The sequence below is a fragment of the Pseudomonas sp. 10S4 genome, assembly GCF_034344865.1.
Lineage (GTDB): Bacteria > Pseudomonadota > Gammaproteobacteria > Pseudomonadales > Pseudomonadaceae > Aquipseudomonas.
Genome location: NZ_CP133774.1, coordinates 4,972,819 through 4,996,339, shown reverse-complemented (window position 1 = coordinate 4,996,339; position 23,521 = coordinate 4,972,819). Strand labels below are relative to the sequence as shown.

The window sequence follows — 23,521 nt, the reverse complement described above, 5'->3', positions numbered from 1 at the left end:
GCCACCAACATGAACGATATTCATGCAAAACCTTGGCATGCTCTAAAAGCGCACAGGTTTGCTATTATCCCGGCCCTTCGTCATGGCCTTACCGAGTAGTCCAAATGTCCGATCGCAGCGTTCGCCTTCAAGCTCTCAAGCACGCCCTTAAAGAGCGCATCCTGATTCTCGATGGCGGCATGGGCACGATGATCCAGAGCTACAAGCTCGAAGAGCAAGATTACCGTGGCAAGCGCTTTGCCGATTGGCCGAGCGATGTGAAAGGCAACAACGACCTGTTGGTGTTGACCCGCCCGGACGTGATTGGTGCCATCGAAAAGGCGTACCTGGATGCCGGCGCCGACATTCTGGAAACCAACACCTTCAACGCCACCCAGGTTTCCCTGGCCGACTACGGCATGCAGGGCCTGGCGTATGAGTTAAACGTAGAAGGCGCACGCCTGGCGCGCAAGATTGCCGACGCCAAGACCCTCGAAACCCCGGAAAAACCGCGCTTCGTCGCCGGCGTGATCGGGCCGACCAGTCGCACCTGCTCGCTGTCCCCGGACGTGAACAACCCCGGCTACCGCAACGTGACCTTCGACGAACTGGTGGAAAACTACACCGAGGCCACCAAAGGCCTGATCGAAGGTGGCGCCGACCTGATCCTGATCGAAACCATCTTCGACACCTTGAATGCCAAAGCCGCGATCTTCGCCGTGCAAGGGGTTTTCGAAGAGCTGGGCATCGAGTTGCCGATCATGATCTCCGGCACTATCACCGACGCCTCCGGCCGCACCCTCTCCGGCCAGACCACTGAAGCGTTCTGGAACTCAGTGGCCCACGCCAAGCCGATCTCGGTCGGCCTGAACTGCGCCCTCGGCGCCAGCGAATTGCGTCCGTACCTGGAAGAGCTGTCGAACAAGGCGGGTACCCACGTTTCCGCGCACCCGAACGCCGGCCTGCCGAACGAATTCGGCGAGTACGACGAATTGCCGTCGGAAACCGCCAAGGTCATCGAAGAATTCGCCCAAAGCGGCTTCCTGAATATCGTCGGCGGTTGCTGCGGCACCACGCCGGGCCACATCGAAGCCATCGCCAAAGCCGTGGCCGGTTATGCACCGCGTGAAATTCCGGAGATCCCGAAAGCTTGCCGCTTGTCGGGCCTGGAACCGTTCACCATTGATCGCAGCTCGTTGTTCGTCAACGTCGGCGAGCGGACCAACATCACCGGTTCCGCCAAGTTCGCCCGTCTGATCCGTGAAGACAACTACACCGAAGCCCTGGAAGTCGCCTTGCAACAGGTCGAAGCCGGCGCCCAGGTGATCGACATCAACATGGACGAAGGGATGCTCGATTCGAAGAAGGCCATGGTGACCTTCCTCAATTTGATTGCCGGTGAACCGGACATCTCCCGCGTACCGATCATGATCGACTCCTCCAAGTGGGAAGTGATCGAAGCCGGCCTGAAATGCATCCAGGGCAAGGGCATCGTCAACTCGATCAGCATGAAGGAAGGCGTCGAACAGTTCATTCATCACGCCAAACTGTGCAAACGCTACGGCGCCGCAGTTGTCGTGATGGCGTTCGACGAAGCCGGCCAGGCCGACACCGAAGCGCGCAAGAAAGAAATCTGCAAACGCTCCTACGACATTCTGGTCAACGAAGTCGGCTTCCCGCCGGAAGACATCATCTTCGACCCGAACATCTTCGCCGTGGCCACCGGCATCGAAGAACACAACAACTACGCTGTGGACTTCATCAATGCCTGCGCCTACATCCGTGACGAACTGCCGTACGCGCTGACCTCTGGCGGCGTGTCCAACGTGTCGTTCTCGTTCCGCGGCAACAACCCGGTGCGTGAGGCGATCCACTCGGTGTTCCTGCTGTATGCGATCCGCAACGGCCTGACCATGGGGATTGTCAACGCCGGCCAACTGGAGATCTACGACCAGATCCCGGCCGAACTGCGTGACGCCGTGGAAGACGTGGTGCTCAACCGCACCCCGGAAGGCACCGACGCCCTCCTCGCCATCGCCGACAAGTACAAGGGCGACGGCAGCGTCAAGGAAGCCGAGACCGAAGAGTGGCGCGGCTGGCCCGTCAACAAGCGTCTGGAGCACGCGCTGGTCAAAGGCATTACCACGCACATTGTTGAAGACACCGAAGAATCCCGTCAGTCGTTCGCCCGTCCGATTGAAGTGATCGAAGGCCCGCTGATGTCTGGCATGAACATCGTCGGCGACCTGTTCGGCGCCGGCAAAATGTTCCTGCCGCAAGTGGTGAAATCCGCCCGCGTGATGAAGCAGGCTGTCGCGCACCTGATCCCGTTCATTGAACTGGAGAAAGGCGACAAGCCGGAAGCCAAGGGCAAGATCCTGATGGCCACGGTCAAGGGCGACGTGCACGACATCGGCAAGAACCTCGTTGGCGTGGTGCTGGGTTGCAACGGCTACGACATCGTCGACCTCGGCGTGATGGTGCCGGCGGAGAAGATCCTGCAGGTGGCCAAGGAGCAGAAGTGCGACATCATCGGTTTGTCCGGTCTGATCACGCCTTCGCTGGATGAAATGGTCCACGTGGCCCGCGAGATGCAGCGTCAGGACTTCCACCTGCCGTTGATGATCGGTGGCGCGACCACTTCGAAAGCGCACACCGCGGTGAAGATCGAGCCGAAGTACAGCAACGACGCGGTGATCTACGTCACCGACGCCTCCCGCGCCGTGGGCGTGGCGACGCAATTGCTGTCCAAGGAATTGAAGCCGGCGTTTGTCGAGAAGACGCGCCTGGAATACATCGAAGTCCGCGAGCGCACCGCCAACCGCAGCGCCCGCACCGAACGCTTGAGCTACCCGGCGGCCATCGCCAAGAAGCCGCAGTTCGACTGGAGCACTTACGCGCCGGTCAAGCCGACCTTCACCGGTTCTCGTGTGTTGGACAATATTGACCTGAAGGTGCTGGCCGAATACATCGACTGGACGCCGTTCTTTATCTCCTGGGACCTGGCCGGCAAGTTCCCGCGCATCCTCGAAGACGAAGTGGTCGGTGAAGCCGCCACCGCGCTGTACGCCGATGCCAAGGAAATGCTCGCCAAGCTGATCGACGAGAAACTGATCAGCGCCCGCGCGGTGTTCGGCTTCTGGCCGGCCAACCAGGTGCGCGACGATGACATCGAAGTCTACGGCGATGACGGCAAGCCGCTGGCGAAGCTGCATCACCTGCGTCAACAGATCATCAAGACTGACGGCAAGCCGAACTTTTCCCTGGCCGACTTTGTGGCGCCTAAAGACAGCGAAGTGACCGACTACGTGGGTGGTTTCATTACTACCGCCGGGATCGGCGCCGAAGAAGTGGCCAAGGCTTATCAGGACGCAGGCGACGATTACAACTCGATCATGGTCAAGGCCCTGGCCGACCGTTTGGCCGAGGCCTGCGCCGAGTGGCTGCACCAACAGGTGCGCAAAGAACACTGGGGTTATGCCAAGGACGAGACGCTGGACAACGAGGCGTTGATCAAAGAGCAATACACCGGCATCCGCCCTGCTCCCGGCTACCCGGCCTGCCCGGATCACACCGAGAAAGGCACGCTGTTCGCCCTGCTCGACCCCGAGGCCAGCGAAATGCACGCCGGTCGCAGCGGCGTGTTCCTCACCGAACACTACGCGATGTTCCCGGCGGCAGCAGTCAGCGGCTGGTACTTCGCCCACCCGCAGGCGCAGTACTTTGCCGTGGGCAAGATCGACAAGGACCAGGTGCAGAGCTATACGTCGCGCAAGGGGCAGGAATTGAGCGTGACTGAACGCTGGTTGGCGCCTAACTTGGGTTACGACAACTAAGCCTCACGGACTGGCCACAGCACAGTGGCCAACACAAATACCCTGTGGGAGCGGGTTTGCTCGCGAAAGCGGTGTGACAGTCAGCGATGATGTTGAATGTGATGGACCCTTCGCGGGCAAGCCTCGCTCCGACAGGATTCGCGGCGATTGTCTATGCTTGCTTCACACACATACGTGACGAGGGATTTATGGACGATCCAGTCGACAACAAGCCACCGACGTTCCTACAGATGCTGCACAGCGTGATAGCCGCGGCGTTCGGAGTGCAAAGCGGGAAGAATCGCGCCCGGGACTTTACCCATGGCAAGCCGAGTCATTTCGTGATTATGGGGATTGTGTTCACAGCGATATTCGCGCTGACGCTGTTTGGCATCGTGAAACTGGTGCTGCACCTGGCCGGGGTGTGACGCGGTTTCAGTGCATCAACGTTAGCAGGCTGAACGGGTAGCGATAGGAGGTCGGTTGCCCCTTGGCCGACAGGAGCTTGAAGTTCACCCCGAAATCCGGCGAGTCGCCCATGGCCAGCAGCCGTTTGGCTTGGGCCTTGTCGATCAGTTGCAATAACGGAATCTGCCGGTCACGACCGCCGTATTGGTTCACATCTACGCCTTGATCGTAATCATGCAATTCCACCAGCGCCCAGCCACCCAGCGTGAAGTGCCCACCCAATAACACGCTCAAACGCCCGTCGACCAAGGCGTTCAAGGCTGCGGGCGCGGTATTGAAAGCACCGAACAAGGCACCCTTGCCCGGCGTGCCTCCTGCCTCCGAATACGCCTGCATGGCACCGAATGCCATCTCGTCATTGGCGGACCACACCAGCGATACCTTGGGGTAGCGCCGCAACAGCAATTTCGCCTGTTCATAGGCGCGCTCACGGGTCCAGCCGCTGTAGACCAGTTGGCGCAAACGCACTTCAGGGTGTTCGGCCAAGGCGCGCAGCATGCCTTTTTCGCGCAGTTGCGCCGAAGGGGTGATCTTCAGGCCGGAAAACGCCAGTAACTCGATGGATTGTCCGGGCGCCGCCGGTGGATGCTGGCGGATCAATTCCTTGAGCATCAGGTAGCCGCCCTCTTCGTCGTTGGGCACCAGGCTACCCAATCGATCCGGGCGCTCACCCAGCAGGCTCAGTTGATTGTCGGTCAGGGACGCGTTGACTATAAACAGCTTCACCCCACTGCCTTGGGCCAGACGAAAGATTTGCGGCGCGACGTACTGCTCGTTGGCAAACACCAGATAATCCGGACGATCAGGCCCCTGCAATGCCTCTCGGGCCTGGGCAATCGTGACCTCAGGCATGCGCTCGGCATAAAGAATCTTCAAGTCCATGCCAAGATCCTTGGCCGCCGCCTGCATGAATTGCGAGTAGCTGACCCAGAATCTTTCATGGGTAGAGCCCGGGTTCAGGAACAACACCGATTCCGCGTGCACGCCGGGTCCGTAGACCGCGCCGAATATCAGCAGGAAGGTGTAGAAAAACTTGAACATTGGATCATCCGAGCCCCGGAAAAATGGCCGCGCATTATAGCCCCCGAACTGCCGGCAAACTGCGCTAATTCCCGTTTTTGTCCGACAATCGTCGGAACCAGGCCCGGACGGGGTCGTTTATTGATGCGCGACCCAAAATACTGCCGTGCCCACGACCAGGATGATCAGGAACAAAATCGCCCAGGCATCGACCGTGCTATCGCTTTTCCTTGCTTTGGTTGGGTTGCTCATTGCATCGCCTCTTGTCGGTTTTATCGGTGATTGCAGAAAGACTCGAGCAGAGTAAAGACGACGATTGCCCGCACCACAAATAAGGGTTTAGCGATAACGGTTCTCGTTAGTCGTTTTGGTTCTTTACATATACTCAAACATCACTTTTGCGCATAACTGCAAACTGGTATCTTGCCCCGGCTCCGTAGGGAGTGCGCGGCCGTGCGCGCAGAATTGCCGAGGCAGCATCGGAAACTTCAGCAAGCGAAAAACGCAACTGGAACCGACCGGCCCAAGCCTGAGAACAGGACTTATATGTACGTATACGACGAGTACGATCAGCGGATCATCGAGGACCGCGTCAAGCAGTTCCGTGATCAGACCCGACGCTATCTGGCAGGCGAGCTGAGCGAAGAAGAATTCCGCCCCCTGCGCCTGCAAAATGGCCTTTACATCCAGCGTTTCGCGCCGATGTTGCGGGTCGCGGTGCCTTACGGCCAACTGACTTCGCGCCAGACGCGAATGATGGCCAAGATTGCCCGTGACTATGACAAGGGCTATGCCCACATCAGCACCCGGCAGAACGTGCAGTTCAACTGGCCGGCGCTGGAAGACATTCCGGACATCCTGGCTGAGCTGGCTACCGTGCAGATGCACGCGATCCAGACCAGCGGCAACTGCCTGCGCAACGTCACCACCGACCAGTTCGCCGGTGTCGCTGCCGACGAGTTGATCGACCCGCGCCCGTGGTGCGAAATCGTCCGTCAGTGGACCACGTTCCACCCGGAATTCGCTTACCTGCCGCGCAAGTTCAAGATTGCCATCAACGGTTCGACGTCCGACCGTGCGGCCATCGAAGTCCATGACATCGGCCTTGAGCCGGTGCACAACGCTGCGGGCGAACTGGGTTTCCGTGTGTTGGTCGGTGGCGGCCTGGGCCGTACACCGGTGGTGGGCGCGTTCATCAATGAGTTCCTGCCGTGGCAGGACCTGTTGAGCTACCTCGACGCCATCCTGCGGGTTTATAACCGCTACGGCCGCCGCGACAACAAGTACAAGGCGCGGATCAAGATCCTCGTTAAAGCCTTGACCCCTGAAGTCTTCGCGCAAAAAGTCGACGCGGAAATGGAACACCTTCGCGGTGGCCAGACCACGCTGACCGACGCCGAAGTGCATCGCGTCGCCAAACACTTCGTCGACCCGGACTACAAGGCCCTGGACAACCAGTCCCAGGCACTGGCCGACCTCGATAAAGAACACGCAGGCTTCGCTCGCTGGCGCACCCGCAACACCCTGGCGCACAAGAAGCCGGGCTATGTGGCCGTCACCCTGTCCCTGAAGCCGACCGGTGTTGCACCGGGCGACATCACCGACAAGCAGCTCGACGCGGTGGCCGACCTGGCCGAGCGTTACAGCTTCGGTCAACTGCGCACTTCCCACGAGCAGAACATCATCCTGGCCGACGTCGAGCAGGCTCAGTTGTTCACCCTGTGGGGCGAGTTGCGCGAGCAAGGTTTTGCTACGCCGAACATCGGCTTGCTGACCGACATCATCTGCTGCCCTGGCGGTGATTTCTGCTCGCTGGCCAACGCCAAGTCGATCCCGATTGCCGAATCAATCCAGCGTCGTTTCGACAACCTGGACTACCTGTTCGACATCGGCGAACTGGACCTGAACATCTCCGGTTGCATGAACGCCTGTGGTCACCACCACGTCGGCCACATCGGCATCCTCGGGGTGGACAAGAAAGGCGAAGAGTTCTACCAGGTGTCCCTCGGCGGCAGCGCCAGCCGTGACGCCAGCCTGGGCAAGATCCTCGGCCCGTCCTTCGCCCAGGAAGCCATGCCTGATGTGATCGAAAAGCTGATCAACGTGTACATCGAACAACGTACCGAAGACGAGCGCTTCATCGACACCTATCAGCGTATCGGCATCGACCTCTTCAAGGAGCGCGTCTATGCAGCGAATAATTAAGAACAACGAAGTCGTCGACGAAACCTGGCACTTGCTGCCCAAGGACTTCAACATCGACGAGATCAGCAACTGCGACGACCTGATCGTGCCGCTGGCGCTGTGGCGCGAACACAGCCGTATGCTCAAGGCCCGCGATGGCGGCCTGGGTGTGTGGCTGGACGCCGATGAAGAAGCCGAGGAAATCGGTGACGACGTGGATCAGTTCAAGGTGATTGCCCTGAATTTCCCGGCCTTCACCGATGGCCGTAACTACTCCAACGCCCGCCTGCTGCGTGACCGTTATGGTTTCAAAGGCGAACTGCGGGCGATTGGCGATATTCTGCGCGACCAGTTGTTCTACCTGCGCCGCTGCGGTTTCGACGCCTTTGCGTTGCGCGCCGATAAAGACCCGTACGAAGCCCTTGAAAGCCTCAAGGACTTCTCGGTGACATACCAGGCCGCTACTGACGAACCGCTGCCGCTGTTCCGTCGCCGCTGACGGTCAAAAAACCTTGAGTCCTGGCCAGTGCGCCGAGGCTCAAGGTTTTTTTCGCCTGGCGAAAGTCATTACGGCAGACGTTGTCCCGCAGCAGCGCTCCCGTGCTCAGCGATTGCACCTTCCAGCCCCACGAAACCGGCAAACGGATCATCGCCATCAATCGCCGGCCATTGCACCTCCTCGAACAGGTAGCGGCACAGCCCTGGTGACGCTTCCAGCTCGTCAACCATGTGCCACACCCGTTGTTGCAATGCGGTGTAGTCCACCCGGAAATCGGCCGTGCGCCCGATTATCTCCAGCGCTCCAAAAAACCGTCCGCTTCCCGTCAGGTTGAGCACCCGTTGCCAGCGCCCGGCCCGCAAGGCAGCCTGCTGCGCGGGCACGCCCTCCAGCCAGGCGCCGGGCTGAGCGGCATTGTCCATCGGCGACCCGATCCACACGTTGATCCCGGTCTGCTGCCGATGACGGCTGACCCAGCGCAAACTGTCCTCATCGGTCAGCGGGTTGCCACTGAGCAGCACATTGTTCTCGCCCACGGACTGTATTCGTACCGCTTCGGGCACACGGGCAATGCCGTTGTTGCGTAGATCCAGAGATTGCAAATAAGGATGATCGAGGATACCGATCGGACAACGGGTGATACCGGTACTGCGCAGGTTCAAGTGTTGCAACTGCGTCAGTTTCAGCACCAGAGGTGGCACCCCCAAAGGGTTGTTGCTCAGATCAAGCACCTGGAGCCGAGTCAGCTCACCTAACTGCCCTGCCGTTTGTTCGGTCAGCGTCAACAACGTGTTCTTGAGGTTGAGTGTGGTTAATCTGGACAGCTTGCCAATCGCCGCAGGCAAACTGCCGGTCCATTGCCCATCAAGCCCCTGAATGCGCAAATCAGTGCCTTCCAGGTTCAGTGTTTGAAGGTTGGGCAAGCACTCCAGAAAGCCTGACAGACTTTCACCTTGCGTCAGGGTGAAATCCGCCACGGACAGCAGCGCGACATCCGGTAGCTTGACGTTCAGCTCGGGTAGGCAATGCAACTGTTCAAAGTCCAGTTCCAGACGAAAACCCACGCATTCCCCATCGACATAGACACGGCTGGCCGTATCGCCACGCAGTTGCCACAACACTTCAAGCTCCTTGGCCAGTTCAATCCGGGACTGGCGCTCGTACTCCATGACATTGAACAGGCGCGAATCGTTTTCCTCTTCGATTTCGGCCGGGCTCAGCCCTTGCGCCTCTTCGTCAGCAGGGTCCAGAAACTCGATTTGCATGTCATCGACATCCGCCTCAACCTTTTCGATCCACGTCACCAGGTCAATGCGCAATTGAGTCAACTGCTGAGTGAGGCTGACCAGTTGCCTCTGCGCGCCCTCCCCCAACCGTGTATGAGTGTCTCGAGTTCATCCTCCGTCATGGCGGGATAAAACTCTTTGACCTGCAACTTCATAATGTCGTTTGACAATGCTTCAGCCTGAGCCGTGGGCGGAAAGCCTCCGCCGCGCAGACCGCTGCTCTCGAATGCCATCCCCGAATCCATTCGACGCAGACCCAACTCCAGCTCGGTGCGTGGCAATGCTGCCTCGCGGATGCTGGCTTGCAAGTCTTCAAGCTCATGCCCGGCCCGCAAGCCCAATACCGAACGTTGCTCCTGTGCCAAGGCATTGAGCAGTGCCTGGGCAAAACTCACGGTTTCAGCCGCCGAGGCCGGGGGTGCCCGATAACGGGAGCCGCACCGGATCAACTGCCGGTAAGCACGCGTACCTGGCCGGCCGATGCTGTCGATCACCCTGGAACCATCGACGACCTCGATGCGGATTTCAGACGACCACCCCGGCAGCCGTTGCAGTGAATGCAAGGCCAGGACATCACTGTCGAGGTTCGCCACCGACGGCAAGTAAAGGCCTTCGTAAGCCCGAGTCAGTCGTACATGGCGCTCATATTGCTCTGCCTTGACGCTCAACTGGCTCAATACCCGTTTGGCATCGGCCAAGGTGTGTGGTGCGTCAATCGCCACCCCGGACCGGTCGAGTATTTGCTCGATGGCGTTTTTTGGCAGCCCCGGATAGTGCTGTTGAAACAGCTTCACCCACTCATGCCCGGAGTGCTGCAACGCCTGATAGCGCTGTGTGAATTGTTCGGCGCGCGCCACCGCCGAATCTGCGACATGCCGTAGATCCTGGTCGATGCGAAAGCGGCTGAGGGTATCCGCCAGTATGGGCGTTGGCGGTCGTCGTCCCGCCTGCATCAACGCCAGGAGGTCATTGTCGACATCGATGACACGGCCAATCTGCCCCAATACTTCATCGCTGAACCCTTCGGCCTCGGCGCCGATACCCCGCAGCAAGCGGACGCGCTCGACGATCGCGCCGGACACGACGGGCGTCCCTTCGACGGGCAGCGATACGTCGATCACGGTCGGCTCGGGGTCCGGCATATGGGTTGCCGTCTGGGTCACGCGCTCTTCAGCCTTGATCGCTTTACCGGCAATAGCCACCGGCAACGCGTTAAGCAACCCGAAAACCGTCCGGGCGACCCCGGCGGATCGCTCATCAAGCGTCTTGCTGTCTACCGCCTGCGCCAGGCCATAACCGGCATCGATCAGCCCGGCGAGCGCCAGCAGGCCTTCCCCACCAGGAACGAACAACGCCAACGGACCGAACTTGTTGATCCACTGCACGACAGGCTCGACCACGGCGCTCAAGTCAGCCCGATTGACCTCGGCATCGTCGCGGATGGTATCGATGCTCGCGTGAGCGGCTTGTTTCATGACCAATACCCACTGGGCGAAGGGATCGGTGGCAGACGCAGGCACATTGACACCAACGTACTCAGCGGGAGGCCAATAACCGTCATTGTTGAAAAAGCCGTGACCCTTTTTCAGCCGAAATTGCCGTGGATACGTAGCCATGCCTTCCAGCGCCGTCAGCACACCGGCGTGAAACGTACCGTCCTGCCGATCTTCGTCGGAAAAATGCTCAGCCAAGGCCTGTTTTCGGTCGGCGTCACGTCCCGTTTCAGCCACCCACTCTGCCAAAGCCTGATGATCGACAAACTCCTGAAAGGGCGAAGAGTTGCCCGGAATGTAGAGCACGACTCGCCCAGTGGTTTTATCCCGAAAACACCAGATATCGGTCGAGGTGTAACGATAAACCACCAGCCGCGCCGCCTCGACGGACGCCGGGATTACTGCCTGCTTCTGCATCTGCGCCAGCGTCAGGCTCTTCCACACTTGCTGTTCGGATAACCCGGCGGCTCGCAACGCCAGGCCGAGTCCATCGCCCGTCAGGCTGTTTTCCTGGCGCTGCAGATGGGCCGCCATGACAAACGCCACCCTGACGGAAGTCCGCAACGGATAGGCTGCGGCCCCAAGAATCTGCTCATCCTCGGGCCAGGTGTCGTGCACATAGGCGCCATATTGCTCCTTGAACTCCAGCGTCCAGACCCACTGTTTGAACTCGGCCGGTTGCAACGCCAGTTGGGTACTCGGGCCGTAGACTTGCGGGACGGTCTGCCGGTAGATGCCCTCATAGTCGCGAAAACCGCCGCCAGGGTTGATGGATTCGTCGATCTCGACGATACGCACGGTCGGCCCCACGGCAGGCGGCGTGTACAGACCGAACGCGGTTTCGCCGAAGCGCCCGGCGCCGACCGTCTGGTAGTTGCTCAGCAAGGACTGCACCAGACTTTGCGCGGTACGGACCTTGCCCAGATGAACGTTACCCTCGGCCGGGTAACCATAGAAATCGTAATTGAGATCCACCAACCGCGCCGTCAACGGCTCGGCGCCCCATCGCTCTTCGATCACCCGCGCAGCCAATTGCGCCGGGGTCATCGGCAGGATTGTATCCAGATCCAGGTTGGCAAAAACGTGTGGGATGGAGGCCATCTGCCGACCACGAGCGTCACGGTGTTGTTGCGTCAGTTCCTTCATGTGCACTCCTTGCATTCATGGGGCCGCTCAGCCACGGACATTCGGCAGTATCAGCCCTGGATGTCGTTGAAGGGCCTCGATGGTCAGCCTCTTGAACAGCGCTGTACGGTCATTTCGGTAGTTGTCCACGATGGCATTCATGCTTTCAGTGAACTGCTCCCGGGTGTAATTGAGCCGGCCATCCAACTGCTGGAAAGCCAGCGCCGCGCTCAGGGCCAATTCGTCGAACGCGTCACGGTGGGTATTTTCCAGATAATCAACCCAGAACTCCTGAGCATTCATCCAGTCCGGCAATGCCGTTGTCTGTTCCGTTTTAGCGATCTCGGCGTACACCCACTCGAGGGTTTGCTGGAGGACGTCGACACTCAGCCGAGTGTTGATTTCTCTCGGCTGGGCCAGCAGGTTCAGGTGTTCAGCCAACCCCACCCGAAACGCCAGACTGATCTCCATCGCTTGCTGGCTCGTCAACGGCCCCGTGCGTGAGCGGGAAAGGATGTTTCTCAAGGCGTACTTCTCGACTTCTTGTAGCCGGAACAGGCTTCGCAACAGTACAAGTACCTGCCCTTCCAGCATGTCGACTCCGCCCCTGGCGGCATTGATCGCCCGGTAACACAGCATCCGGACGTACAAATCACTGAACAACAATGAGTCCCCATCAGCGCTGATCTTCTGCGTATCAGCCATCAGGAACAGTGCCCGCCTCAACGCATCATCTGCCGAGGCGGCTTGCACCACTTCCCACACGCGCTGGCGCAATGACGAATAAATCACGCGAAAATCGGCCGTGTAACGCAGACGCATCAGCAAGGTGAAAAACGGTCGCGAATCCGGGTAGGCAAACAGCGAACCCCACAGCGCGCGTTTTTGCATCTCGTCTTCAACTGCCACACCGGTCAGCCAGGTCGAAATCATCGAGACATCCAATATGACCTCAGCCGCTTCGCGCAGATGGCCCGACGCAATGAGGCCAAGGCTGATCTGCGAGAGTTGCTGAAAGTCCGCGACGCGCCTAAGGGTCTCGTGGTCCAGTGGATTGCCGCTGACATTGGTGCCAGCGTTCAATGTCAGCGGTGCGGCATACACATCTTCGGGGATTTGACTGATGCCGTTGTCACGCAGGTCCAACAACTTCAGCTTGGCCAAGCCAGTAGCGCCCTGCGGCCACTGGCTGATGCCGGTGCCGCGCAGTTTCAGACTTTCCAGTTGCGGCATGTGCGCCACATTGGGGGTCAGGCTCAGGGTCTGGTTGGCGCTCAGGTCCAAATGTTTCAGGCGGGTCAACCCTGACAACTCGTTCACCGACGCAGTCGTCAGTTGAATCCGGTTCTCACTCGAGCTCAAACTCTCAAGCCGCGTCATGCTGCCCACCGCTTGCGGCATGCGGCTCAATTCGTTGCCGATCAGCGACAGGGTTCTAAGGCGACTGAAGTTATGCAGGAAGCTGTTCAATCCAGCGCTGGCACCGATACGGTCGAGGATCAGCGTGCCGACATGACTGAAATCCCCGACAACCCTCGGCAAATCGCCCAAGTGCAGCGGCGGTAGCGAGAGTTCATAAAGCATGCCGTCGAGGGACAACGTAGCGGGTGTTTCCTTGCGCCAGCAGCGGATGATTTCCCGGGACGCCCGGGTCTTGGCCAGCGTCGATACTTTGAGCCTCGGCCCATCGGACGTCTGGTACCTGGTGTCGCGGTTGATCCAGCTTTGCAGTACCTCGCGCAGGGTCAGGAACTCCATTCTCATGCTTTCGAGTTTTCTGAGGACCAACACATCGCTTGAACCCAGACTGCTCAGAAATGCATCGATCTGTTCGAGCGAATGTGTTGGATAAAGCTCCTGGGCACGCCGAACGTGGGCAGCTGGTTTACCGACAGGAATTGCGGCTTGCGCCGATGCACTGCTTGAAGAGGTTTGCGACTGTGGATCGGCCAGACGCATGGGCGAGGTGTAACCCTCACGCATCGTCCGAATCTCAAGCACCTGCGCGAACTGCGCTCGACGCTCCAGCGCCAGGGCGGTGAGCTTTTCCCTCAGCGCCACCCCTGATCATTTGCCTGTACGCCCAACGCTGAGCGGCGCACCGGCGACAGGCCGTCCCACAGGGACTGGAAATAATGCTCGCGCGTGCGCCCAGGGAGATAGCTGCGCAGGTCGTACTGTTCATTGGAGGCTTCATATCGATCGGGATGTGCACTCATAAACAATTTCTGTGTCGCGTCGTCAGGCCCGATGCTGGCGAACTCCTCGGTGTAGAACGACCACTCCAGCAGGCGAATGTAAATGTCGCCTCTCCATCCCGGCAGATGCTCAAGGGTATTGAACACCAGTCGATCCGTGTCGATCCCTCCAGCGGCGTCAAGATAAAGCCCTTCATAAGCACGGTTAATGCGCACCACCTGCTGGAATCGACGGGCCTCTTCGGCAAGGCGCAGGGGCACTTTTCCATTATCGAGTTCTGCCATTTCGCTGGCATCGGCGTAGTGCACCAACTCATCGATCACGCTGATCGGAAGGTCAGGGAAATGGCTGCGCAAAGGCGTCGCTTGTGCTTCACGCACAGGCACACCCCGTTGATAAAGCCAGTCGAACAGGTCCAGTCGTTTGCGGCCTGCCTGTCTGGCCAGTACCTGCACCAGCGCAGCAGCCTGTTCTTCGGAGATTTTGGTAGTCGATTGCACAATACTTTCGCGCTCGGCTTGCTCCAGACCCGCCAACAGCGGCGCATAAAACTGCCCCTTTCGAAGTGACTCCATGGTCAGCGTCAGGGCCTTTGTTTGCCCATCGGTGGTATCGGCAGGCATGAGTGTGCTGACAGTTCGCCCCTCGGCATCTACCACTTCGATGCGAGTCTCAACGGGCCATCGCTTGAGCGTCATCAGTAGCCGTAACTGCAACTCGGCATCCGCCAGGTGGGCGGTCTGTGCCCCTCCCAGTTGCTCGATAAACTGCAACACCGCCTGGTCGGCGGCAAAACGCCGAACGGTATCGATCAACAAGGCGGGTGGATTGGTCCGATCAATCAGGGTGCGACGCAACAGGCTGATGTCGATGTCGATGACGGACAGAATTTGCAGCACCCGGACATCAGAAATGTCCTGCGCCGAGTATCCCAGGCGCCGAAACACCGTCAGGCGATCCCACTCCTGAGGCAGCTCTGAGTCATGGCGCCAGGCCCCGCGGTCATTGGTCTCCAGGCGAGGCGTGTAACTATCGCCATTTGAAAGCTGCTGGACCTCCCACAAACCGGTATCGGGTTCGGGGCGAACGGCGTACAGGTCTTTATCCAGCGAGACATAAGCCTGTTTGTTGATCCAGTGAAGCCCCCTCTCGTCGGCCTTCAAACCGTGTGGTAACGCCAGGTGCTGGCGATAAGGCAACAGGTCGGGCTTCCACAATCGCTCCTGGTCACCCGACAACCGGACCTGTCGTAACGTGTCGACAAAGCTCGAACTTCTGACCTTTTTGTAGGCGGCCTTGACGGCCACCGCGCCGACAGAAAACGCCAACGCCACGATAATGTTCTCGACGGTATCGAAAAAGTAGTCCGCCGCCTGTTCCTGCTCGCCGGCAGACCAGCTCTCGACGCCGTGATAAACCTCGAGCAACATTTGAGCCGCCGCCACAGCGGTCAGCAGTTCCCCCACCACCGGTATGAACGAGGCGGCAAAGAACACTATGTCGAAACCGATCTCCTTGTACTTTTCCAACCGGGCGGCGCGGGACTTTTCGTCTTCATCATCCGTCGGCACCACCAGTAGTCGCGCATTCGCCATGACGTGGTCAACGCGCTGACGATACAACTGCGCGAACAAACCGGTGTGCACATCCTTGGTCGTCACCGGAATAAAACCGCTGCTTGACGGTTGAAACAAGCCCGTTGGTGGCTTGAGTAGCTGGAGTTTGAGCATGTCGTCAAATCCGCCACGGTTTTTCAGTGAAATGAATCTCAGGATGACTTTCGTGAACGCTGCGCTTCTAAGCCGGGCGCTTAATGCGACTTCCATTTTCCTGAAGCTCGGGTACTCCTTCAGTGGCTGATCCGGATCACCCGGCAGATACAACACGCACGGATTGTCGTCATACGCCCCATCACTGACCGCTACGATCAACATCGCACCTTCAAGTGCATATCCAGACAGTTCCAGTCGCTTGTAGGCGATGGAGTGTGTGTCGAATTTTATGGACTGCTTATTTGCCAATACGTCGCCCAGCATCAGGAAGACTTTCTCGCTGACATGTTTTTTCATCAAGGCAATTTGCATGTCTACTTCAAAGCAACGCTGCGAATGAGCGATGCAGTGTTTGCGTACCTCACCGGTGTCTATATAAGGTTCAAAAATACTATTGAGATGTGTCTGGTATTGCTTGCCCAAGTCTAGAGTCCGACATAACTGCGCGAACTCATGGGGCTCGATCGGCAGCACCTTGTTACTCCGCCCATTGATTTTCTCCGGTTGATAGATCAATGACTTTTCGTGATCGCTATCGGCGAGGGTTTCGCTGTCTTCAAAGTTCTCACAGGCTGCTTCCAGCAAATCCCTGTCAATCGGCAAGATCAGTTTGCTTCGAAGACCGAGCAGGCTGGAGGTGGAGCGCACATGTTGAAAGACAACGCCCTTGATATTCAGGGGCTCCCCGACTTTGTCGGATATGGCCTTCGTCAATAATGGCGCACAGAAGCTATGCGGGGGTTTCAATAACGCCATTGCGTTAATGGCGTTCGCCCTTGAAACCTGACTGGCGACAATGCATCGATGCAATGACTCACGCTTTGTACTGCTGGCTTGAATCAACCAGGAGGGAATTTCTTTTTGTTTAAAAAAATCGAAAAAAACGCCTTGTTGTTCCGGCGTCATATCCGGCGCTTCATGACCCTCCTCACTTAAAACTGAAGACATGTTCATTAACCTGCACGACTGATTGGACGACCAAGTCTATCGGCAGATCTCTTTATTAAAAAACTCAATAACCGATCATAATAGCCACCAACAAATCAACAATACGAACCCAAGATATATATAAATACCACCTCGCCACTTATTAATTATGCAACCGCTATAAATAGTGGGCTGCCGATATAAAATTGCGGACAATAAAAAACCCGATCACCGACAGTGACCGGGTTTTGAAGGAGAATTACCAGAAGCGTTGTTGGGTCAGTCGGCTCCACCAGGTCAACAGCACCCGATCAATCGAACCGCTGGCAGCCAGGCCGACACGCTCCTGCAAGCTCTTGCGTTCGGCGTAGTGCAAGTGAAACAGCTCGGCGCCCTTGGCGCGCTCGGCGAGGTATTCGTCACTGGTCTTGAGTTCGTCCACCAGTTGCTTGTCCAGCGCCGCGACACCGAGCCAGACTTCGCCGGTGGCCACTTCATTGATGTCCAATTGCGGACGGTAGCGGGAGACGAAGTTCTTGAATAGTTGGTGGGTGATGTCCAGGTCTTCCTGGAACTTTTCCCGGCCCTTCTCGGTGTTTTCGCCAAACACCGTCAGCGTGCGCTTGTACTCGCCGGCAGTCAGCACTTCAAAGTCGATGTCGTGCTTTTTCAGCAAGCGGTTGATGTTGGGCAACTGCGCCACCACGCCGATGGAGCCGAGGATGGCGAACGGCGCGCTGATAATTTTCTCGCCGATGCACGCCATCATGTAGCCGCCGCTGGCCGCGACCTTGTCGATGCACACGGTCAGCGGCACGCCCGCCTCACGGATGCGCGCCAGTTGCGACGACGCCAGGCCATAGCTGTGGACCATGCCGCCGCCACTTTCAAGACGCAGAACCACTTCGTCCTTTGGGGTCGCGAGGGTCAGTAGCGCGGTGATTTCGTGGCGCAGGCTTTCGGTGGCGGAAGCCTTGATGTCGCCGTCGAAATCCAGCACAAACACCCGGCCCTTGGCTTCGGGTTTTTTCTTCTGTTTTTTCTCGGTTTTAGCCTGGGACTTGCGCAGGGCCTTGAGCTGGTCCTTGTCGAGCAAGGTTTGCTCCAGGCGTTCGCGCAGCCCTTTGTAGAAATCATTGAGTTTGCTGACCTGCAACTGACCGGCCGACTTGCGCCGACCTTTGCTGCGCAATGCCGCGAAACTGGCCAGCACCACCAGAATGGCGACCACCAGTGTCACGGTCTTGGCCAGAAAACTGGCGTACTCGGCAAAAAACTCCACACAGGACTCCTTTAATGCAATGCGCCGCATATACGCGCGCGGGATAACGTCAGCATACCCATGCCCCGCCTTTGGGGCCAGCCGTGAAACCTCTGGCAACAGGCCTGTAACGGGCATTTCAAACAAGCGTATGTTTTTTCATTGACAGCTCACTGCCATCCTCATAACCTCGCCAAACCTTCAACGTACCGGGATGACGCGGACGTGGGCAGCATCTATTTGATTCGACATGGCCAGGCCTCCTTTGGTGCAGACGACTACGACGTCCTGTCGCCGACCGGTATTCGCCAGGCAGAAATCATCGGCCAGCACCTCGCTGAGCTGGGTCTCAGCTTCGATCGCTGTCTGTCGGGGGACTTGCGCCGTCAGCAACATACCGCCAACAGCGCGCTGGAACAGTACGCCGCCGTGGGCCTGCCGGTGCCGACGCTGGAAATCGATTCCGCTTTCAACGAATTCGACGCCGACGCGGTGATCCGCGCCCTTTTGCCGGCCATGTTGGCGGATGAGCCCGAAGCGCTGAACTTCCTGCGCAACGCGGCGCAAAACCGTGCTGAGTTCCAGCGCATCTTTTCCCTGATCATCGAGCGCTGGCTGGCCGGCACTTACGACACACCGGGCCTGGAAAGCTGGCTGGGGTTTGTCGAGCGCGTGCAAGGCGGACTGAACCGCATCCTTGAACAAGCCGACAACACCCAGAAAATCGCCGTATTCACCTCCGGCGGCACCATCACTGCCCTGCTCCACCTCATTACGCAAATGCCTGCCCGGCAGGCCTTTGAGCTCAACTGGCAAATCGTCAACACCTCGCTCCACCAACTGAAGTTTCGTGGTCGCGAGGTGGCCCTGGCTTCCTTCAACAGTCATGTACACCTGCAACTGCTGAAGGCCCCGGAACTCATCACGTTTCGCTGAGTCCGGACTATTGTGACCCTGGCTGTAATCACCCAGCTCTAATTACCCAAGAAAGGATCGAACCATGACCTCCGTAGCTGATGCCGTACAAGCAATGAAAGCCAAGTTCAACCCAGCCGCTGCTGCCGGTCTGGACCTGGTATTCGGTTTCCGCATCGACGACACCAAGAACTTCTCGCTGATCGTCAAAGACAGCACCTGCGAGCTCAAAGAAGGCGAAAACCCGGATGCCCAGGTCACTCTGGTGATGGACGGTGAAACCCTGGAAGGCATCGTCGACGGTTCGACCGACGGCATGCAAGCGTTCATGGGCGGCAAACTGCGCGCTGAAGGCGACATGATGCTGGCGATGAAACTGTCCGAGCTGTTCCCGTCGTAAGATGATGGCTCCCCGCCCTGGGGAGCCTCTCTTGCTGCACACGAATCCCGCCTATATGGCGGGATTCGTCGTTTCAGGGCTCAACGCGAACCGGCGTCATCCATTTCTTCGAACACTTTGGTGTGTTCTTCTTCCAACGCGTCGACGCTGTTGACCTCGGTCACATTATCGGCAAAACGGAGTTCACCCTCATCGCCTTCGAGCCTGAGGCTGATCCGTAGAGTTAGCCGTCATCATCACCGTGTCCGGGAGGTTGTTGCCCTGGCCGGCATACAGATAAGTCCCGACCAAACCGACGGCGATCAGCGCAGCGATCAAGATACCTTTCGGGTTACTGAGTTTAATCATCGTCTACATCCTTGTTTGGGCGGGCGCGGAATCTAACCGATCTGCCCAACAGTTAAAACAGGCCGCCCGCGGATTTGCGGTCTATATTCCTTCTGGCCGCATGCGTCAGACATCGGCTGTTCAGTCCGACTTTTTTTATGAAGAGTCATGCGGAGAACACAGCCATGAGTCCACCTGACGACCACGACGGATTCAATCACCGCCGTGTACTGCATGGCCTTTCGGCAGGCGCCGTCGGCGCCTGGGTCAGCCCACTTTTCGCAGGGAGTAAAACCATGCCCGATGCCCCGGCCGATCTGATTCTGTACAACGGACGCCTGCACACCGTCGACCGCAAGAAACCCCAGGCCAGTGCCGTCGCGATCAAGGACGGACGCTTCGTGGTGGTCGGCAGCGATGCCCAGGCCATGGCCCTGCAAGGCCCTGGCACGCAAATCATCGACCTGCACGGTCGCACGGTGATCCCGGGCCTAAACGACTCGCACTTGCACCTGATTCGCGGCGGCCTCAATTACAACCTCGAATTGCGCTGGGAAGGCGTGCCTTCGTTGGTCGATGCCTTGCGCCTGCTCAAGGAACAGGCTGATCGCACACCCACGCCGCAATGGGTGCGGGTGGTCGGTGGCTGGACCGAATTCCAGTTCGCCGAAAAGCGCCTGCCGACGATTGAAGAACTGAACAAAGCTGCACCCGACACTCCTGTGTTCGTCCTGCACCTGTACGATCGCGCCCTGCTCAACCGCGCGGCGCTGAAAGTGGTCGGCTACACCCGCGACACGCCAAACCCGCCGGGTGGCGAGATCGTGCGTGATTCCAACGGCGACCCGACCGGCATGCTGATCGCCCGGCCGAACGCGATGATTCTCTACTCGACCCTGGCCAAGGGGCCGAAGTTGCCGCTGGAATATCAGGTCAACTCGACCCGCCAATTCATGCGTGAACTCAATCGTCTCGGCCTCACCAGCGCCATCGATGCCGGCGGCGGTTACCAGAATTACCCGGACGACTACCAAGTCATCCAGCAATTGGCCAACGACAAGCAACTCACGGTGCGCATCGCCTACAACCTGTTCACCCAAAAACCCAAGGAAGAGCTGAGCGACTTCAAGAACTGGACCAGCACCTCCCAGTACGGTCAGGGCAACGACTTCCTGCGGCACAACGGTGCCGGGGAAATGCTGGTGTTCTCGGCCGCGGACTTCGAAGACTTCCTTGAGCCGCGCCCAGACTTGCCGCAAACCATGGAGCAGGAACTGGAACCGGTGGTGCGCCACTTGGTGGAACAGCGTTGGCCATTCCGCCTGCACGCCACTTACAACGAATCCATCGGCCGCATGCTCGACGTGTTCGAGAAGGTCAACCGCGACATTCCGTTCGATGGCTTGCCGTGGTTTTTTGACCATGCCGAAACCATCACCCCACAGAACATCGAGCGGGTCAAAGCCTTGGGCGGCGGCATTGCGATTCAGGATCGCATGGCGTTTCAGGGCGAGTACTTTGTTGACCGCTACGGCGCCAAGGCTGCCGAGCACACCCCGCCGATTGCCCGAATGCTGGCCGAAGGCATCCCGGTCGGCGCCGGCACCGACGCCACCCGCGTGTCGAGTTATAACCCCTGGACTTCGCTGTACTGGCTGGTCAGCGGCCGCACCGTCGGCGGCCTGGAGCTGTACCCGCAAGGCTTGAGCCGCGACACGGCGCTGGAGCTGTTCACCCACGGCAGCGCCTGGTTCTCGTCCGAGCAGGGCCAGAAAGGCCAGATCAAAGTCGGGCAACTCGCGGACTTGATTGCGCTGTCGGCGGACTATTTCCACATCGAGGACGAAGCGATCAAGTGGATCGAATCGGTGCTGACCATCGTCGATGGCAAGATCGTTTACGGCAGCGTCGAGTTCGACAAGCTGTCACCACCGCCGATTCCGGTGGTGCCGGAGTGGTCGCCGGTAGCCAAAGTGCCGGGGCACTGGAAACCGTTGGCGCCGCTGACGGCGCAGGTTCACCAGTGTGTCGGGGCGTGTGCAGTGCATGCCCACAGTCACCAACAGGCGCGGTTGTCATCGGCGCCAGTCAGTGATTTCCAAGGGTTTTGGGGGGCGTTTGGTTGCTCCTGTTTCGCGTTCTGATCACCGACTTCACAATCACCAACAGTCCCTTGTGGGAGCGGGCTTGCTCGCGAAGACGATTTAACATTCAACGTTGATGTTGACTGTTACTCAGCTTTCGCGAGCAAGCCCGCTCCCACATTGGGTCTGTGGTGTTCTGTAAAAGATGCCGCCAACAACTCCCGCGTATACGGATGCCTCGCCGAGTCGAACAGCTCGGCCGTGGCGCCGCGCTCCAGCACTTCACCCTCCTTCATCACGATCAAGTCATGGGCCAGCGACCGTACTACCGCCAGATCGTGGCTGATGAACAGATAGGTCAAACCATGCTCCTCCTGAAGCCTGCGCAACAACGCGACGATTTGCTTCTGCACCGTGCGATCCAGCGCTGAAGTCGGTTCATCCAGCAAGATCAGATCAGGCTTGAGCACCAACGCCCGAGCAATCGCAATCCGCTGCCGCTGACCACCGGAAAACTCATGGGGATAGCGGTGTCGGGTCGCCGGATCGAGGCCGACTTCCCTCAACACATCAATCACCGCTTGCTCGCGCTGCCCGGCGTTCAGGTCGCTGTGAACCTGCAAGCCTTCAGCAATGATCTGCTCCACGCTCAGGCGCGGGCTCAGGCTGCCGAACGGGTCCTGAAACACCACCTGCAGGCGCTTGCGCAAGGGGCGCAGCGCTTTGCCGTTCAACGACTCCAGCGCCTGAGCCTGAAAGCGAATGCTGCCCTGGGCATCGATCAACCGCAGAATCGCCTGGCCCAACGTCGACTTGCCGGAACCCGACTCACCGACAATGCCCAAGGTCTTGCCCCGTTGCAGGTTCAAATCGATACCGTTCACAGCCTTGAGATACGCCTTGGGCCGCAACCAGCCGCCACTCAGCGGGAACCAGACTTTCAGGTCACTGACCGCAAGCAACGTTTCAGCATCGTCGCGACACAACGCTGTGCCGCCGGGTTCGGCATTCAGCAATTCGACGCTGTATGGATGCTGAGGTGCGCTGAACAATTGCTCGCAAGACGCCTGCTCGACAATCTCCCCGCCACGCATCACCGCCACCCGCTGGGCAATGCTGCGCACCAGATTCAAGTCGTGGCTGATGATCAGTAGCGCCATGCCCAAACGCTGTTGCAGGTCTTTGAGCAGCAGCAAAATCTTGCCGCTGCACGGTGACGTCGAGCGCGGTGGTCGGCTCGTCGGCGATCAGCAGCTCGGGTTCGCAGGCCAGCGCCATGGCAATCATCACCCGTTGCCGCTGACCACCAGAGAGTTGGTGAGGATAAGCCTTCAGACGATTCGAAGCCTGCTGAATGCCCACCAGTTCCAGCAATTCCAGAATGCGCTTGCGCGCTACAGCACCGGCCAAACCTTTGTGCAACGCCAAGGTTTCACCCAATTGCCGTTCGATGGTGTGCAGCGGATTCAGCGAACTCATCGGCTCCTGAAAAATCATCGCGATACGGTTACCGCGCAGTTGCCGCAGACGCTTGGAAGAAGCGCCCAGCAATTCTTCGCCGCCGTAGCGAATGCTGCCTTCGATGCGGGTCGTCGAAGGCTCAAGCAATTGCAGAATGCTGTGAGCGGTCACCGATTTGCCGGAACCCGACTCGCCCACCAACGCCAGGCATTCACCGGGTCGAATATCCAGATCAATCCCGTGCACAACTTCACAGCCGTTAAACGCCACCCGCAGGTTGCGCAACTCCATCAGGTTATCGTTCAT

14 protein-coding genes and 1 pseudogene are annotated in these 23,521 nt (G+C 58.7%); 7 read left to right on the top strand and 8 right to left on the bottom strand.

From position 1 onward, the window contains the following. Positions 1–104 precede the first annotated feature (104 nt). Positions 105–3,815, top strand: a complete 3,711-nt coding sequence (metH, locus tag RHM58_RS23495; RefSeq protein ID WP_322268325.1) for a methionine synthase — start codon at positions 105–107, stop codon at positions 3,813–3,815. A 188-nt stretch (positions 3,816–4,003) separates the two neighbouring features. Beyond that, entirely contained in the window at positions 4,004–4,222 is a 219-nt protein-coding gene (locus tag RHM58_RS23490) for a DUF2970 domain-containing protein (RefSeq protein ID WP_201203244.1), read from the top strand. 7 nt (positions 4,223–4,229) lie between these two features. Here RHM58_RS23490 and RHM58_RS23485 read toward each other — a convergent pair whose 3' ends face one another. After that, a complete protein-coding gene (locus RHM58_RS23485; protein ID WP_322268324.1) occupies positions 4,230–5,303 on the bottom strand; it encodes an ABC transporter substrate-binding protein in 1,074 nt (357 codons plus the stop codon). Positions 5,304–5,828: 525 nt separating this feature from the next. On the opposite strand from RHM58_RS23485, the gene RHM58_RS23480 reads away from it, so the two are divergent. Further along, positions 5,829–7,487, top strand: coding sequence for a nitrite/sulfite reductase (locus RHM58_RS23480; RefSeq protein WP_201203242.1), 1,659 nt, complete (start codon positions 5,829–5,831; stop codon positions 7,485–7,487). Then, entirely contained in the window at positions 7,471–7,965 is a 495-nt protein-coding gene (locus tag RHM58_RS23475; RefSeq protein WP_201256907.1) for a DUF934 domain-containing protein, read from the top strand. The genes RHM58_RS23480 and RHM58_RS23475 overlap by 17 nt, the downstream gene beginning before the upstream one ends. A gap of 68 nt (positions 7,966–8,033) precedes the next feature. Here RHM58_RS23475 and RHM58_RS23470 read toward each other — a convergent pair whose 3' ends face one another. The 5 genes from RHM58_RS23470 to sohB all read right to left on the bottom strand — a co-directional run bounded on the left by RHM58_RS23470 (position 8,034) and on the right by sohB (position 18,049). After that, on the bottom strand, positions 8,034–9,284 hold the full coding sequence (locus RHM58_RS23470; protein WP_322268323.1) for an NEL-type E3 ubiquitin ligase domain-containing protein: 1,251 nt from the start codon (positions 9,282–9,284) through the stop codon (positions 8,034–8,036). A 5-nt stretch (positions 9,285–9,289) separates the two neighbouring features. After that, a complete protein-coding gene (locus RHM58_RS23465; protein ID WP_322268322.1) occupies positions 9,290–11,890 on the bottom strand; it encodes a dermonecrotic toxin domain-containing protein in 2,601 nt (866 codons plus the stop codon). Between the two features lie 27 nt (positions 11,891–11,917). Beyond that, entirely contained in the window at positions 11,918–13,930 is a 2,013-nt protein-coding gene (locus RHM58_RS23460; protein ID WP_322268321.1) for an NEL-type E3 ubiquitin ligase domain-containing protein, read from the bottom strand. Continuing rightward, positions 13,921–16,788, bottom strand: a complete 2,868-nt coding sequence (locus RHM58_RS23455; RefSeq protein WP_322268320.1) for a dermonecrotic toxin domain-containing protein — start codon at positions 16,786–16,788, stop codon at positions 13,921–13,923. The genes RHM58_RS23460 and RHM58_RS23455 overlap by 10 nt, the downstream gene beginning before the upstream one ends. 238 nt (positions 16,789–17,026) lie before the next feature. Continuing rightward, the gene (sohB, locus tag RHM58_RS23450; RefSeq protein WP_201203238.1) at positions 17,027–18,049 is read right to left on the bottom strand and encodes a protease SohB; all 1,023 of its coding nucleotides are present in this window, start codon (positions 18,047–18,049) and stop codon (positions 17,027–17,029) included. 204 nt (positions 18,050–18,253) lie between these two features. Here sohB and RHM58_RS23445 point away from each other — a divergent pair, with 204 nt between their 5' ends. Together RHM58_RS23445 and RHM58_RS23440 are read left to right on the top strand one after the other, a co-directional pair. Then, complete coding sequence (locus RHM58_RS23445; RefSeq protein ID WP_201203236.1) at positions 18,254–18,964, top strand: histidine phosphatase family protein; 711 nt, start codon at positions 18,254–18,256, stop codon at positions 18,962–18,964. 64 nt (positions 18,965–19,028) lie between these two features. Continuing rightward, the gene (locus RHM58_RS23440) at positions 19,029–19,343 is read left to right on the top strand and encodes an SCP2 sterol-binding domain-containing protein (RefSeq protein ID WP_019690779.1); all 315 of its coding nucleotides are present in this window, start codon (positions 19,029–19,031) and stop codon (positions 19,341–19,343) included. Positions 19,344–19,532: 189 nt separating this feature from the next. On the opposite strand, the gene RHM58_RS23435 is transcribed toward RHM58_RS23440, so the two are convergent. Further along, entirely contained in the window at positions 19,533–19,691 is a 159-nt protein-coding gene (locus RHM58_RS23435; RefSeq protein WP_322268319.1) for a hypothetical protein, read from the bottom strand. Between the two features lie 275 nt (positions 19,692–19,966). Between RHM58_RS23435 and RHM58_RS23430 the strand changes: the two genes are divergently transcribed. Then, entirely contained in the window at positions 19,967–21,814 is a 1,848-nt protein-coding gene (locus tag RHM58_RS23430) for an amidohydrolase (protein WP_201256911.1), read from the top strand. An 86-nt stretch (positions 21,815–21,900) separates the two neighbouring features. On the opposite strand, the pseudogene RHM58_RS23425 reads toward RHM58_RS23430, so the two are convergent. Next, positions 21,901–23,521, bottom strand: a pseudogene (locus RHM58_RS23425) (ABC transporter ATP-binding protein).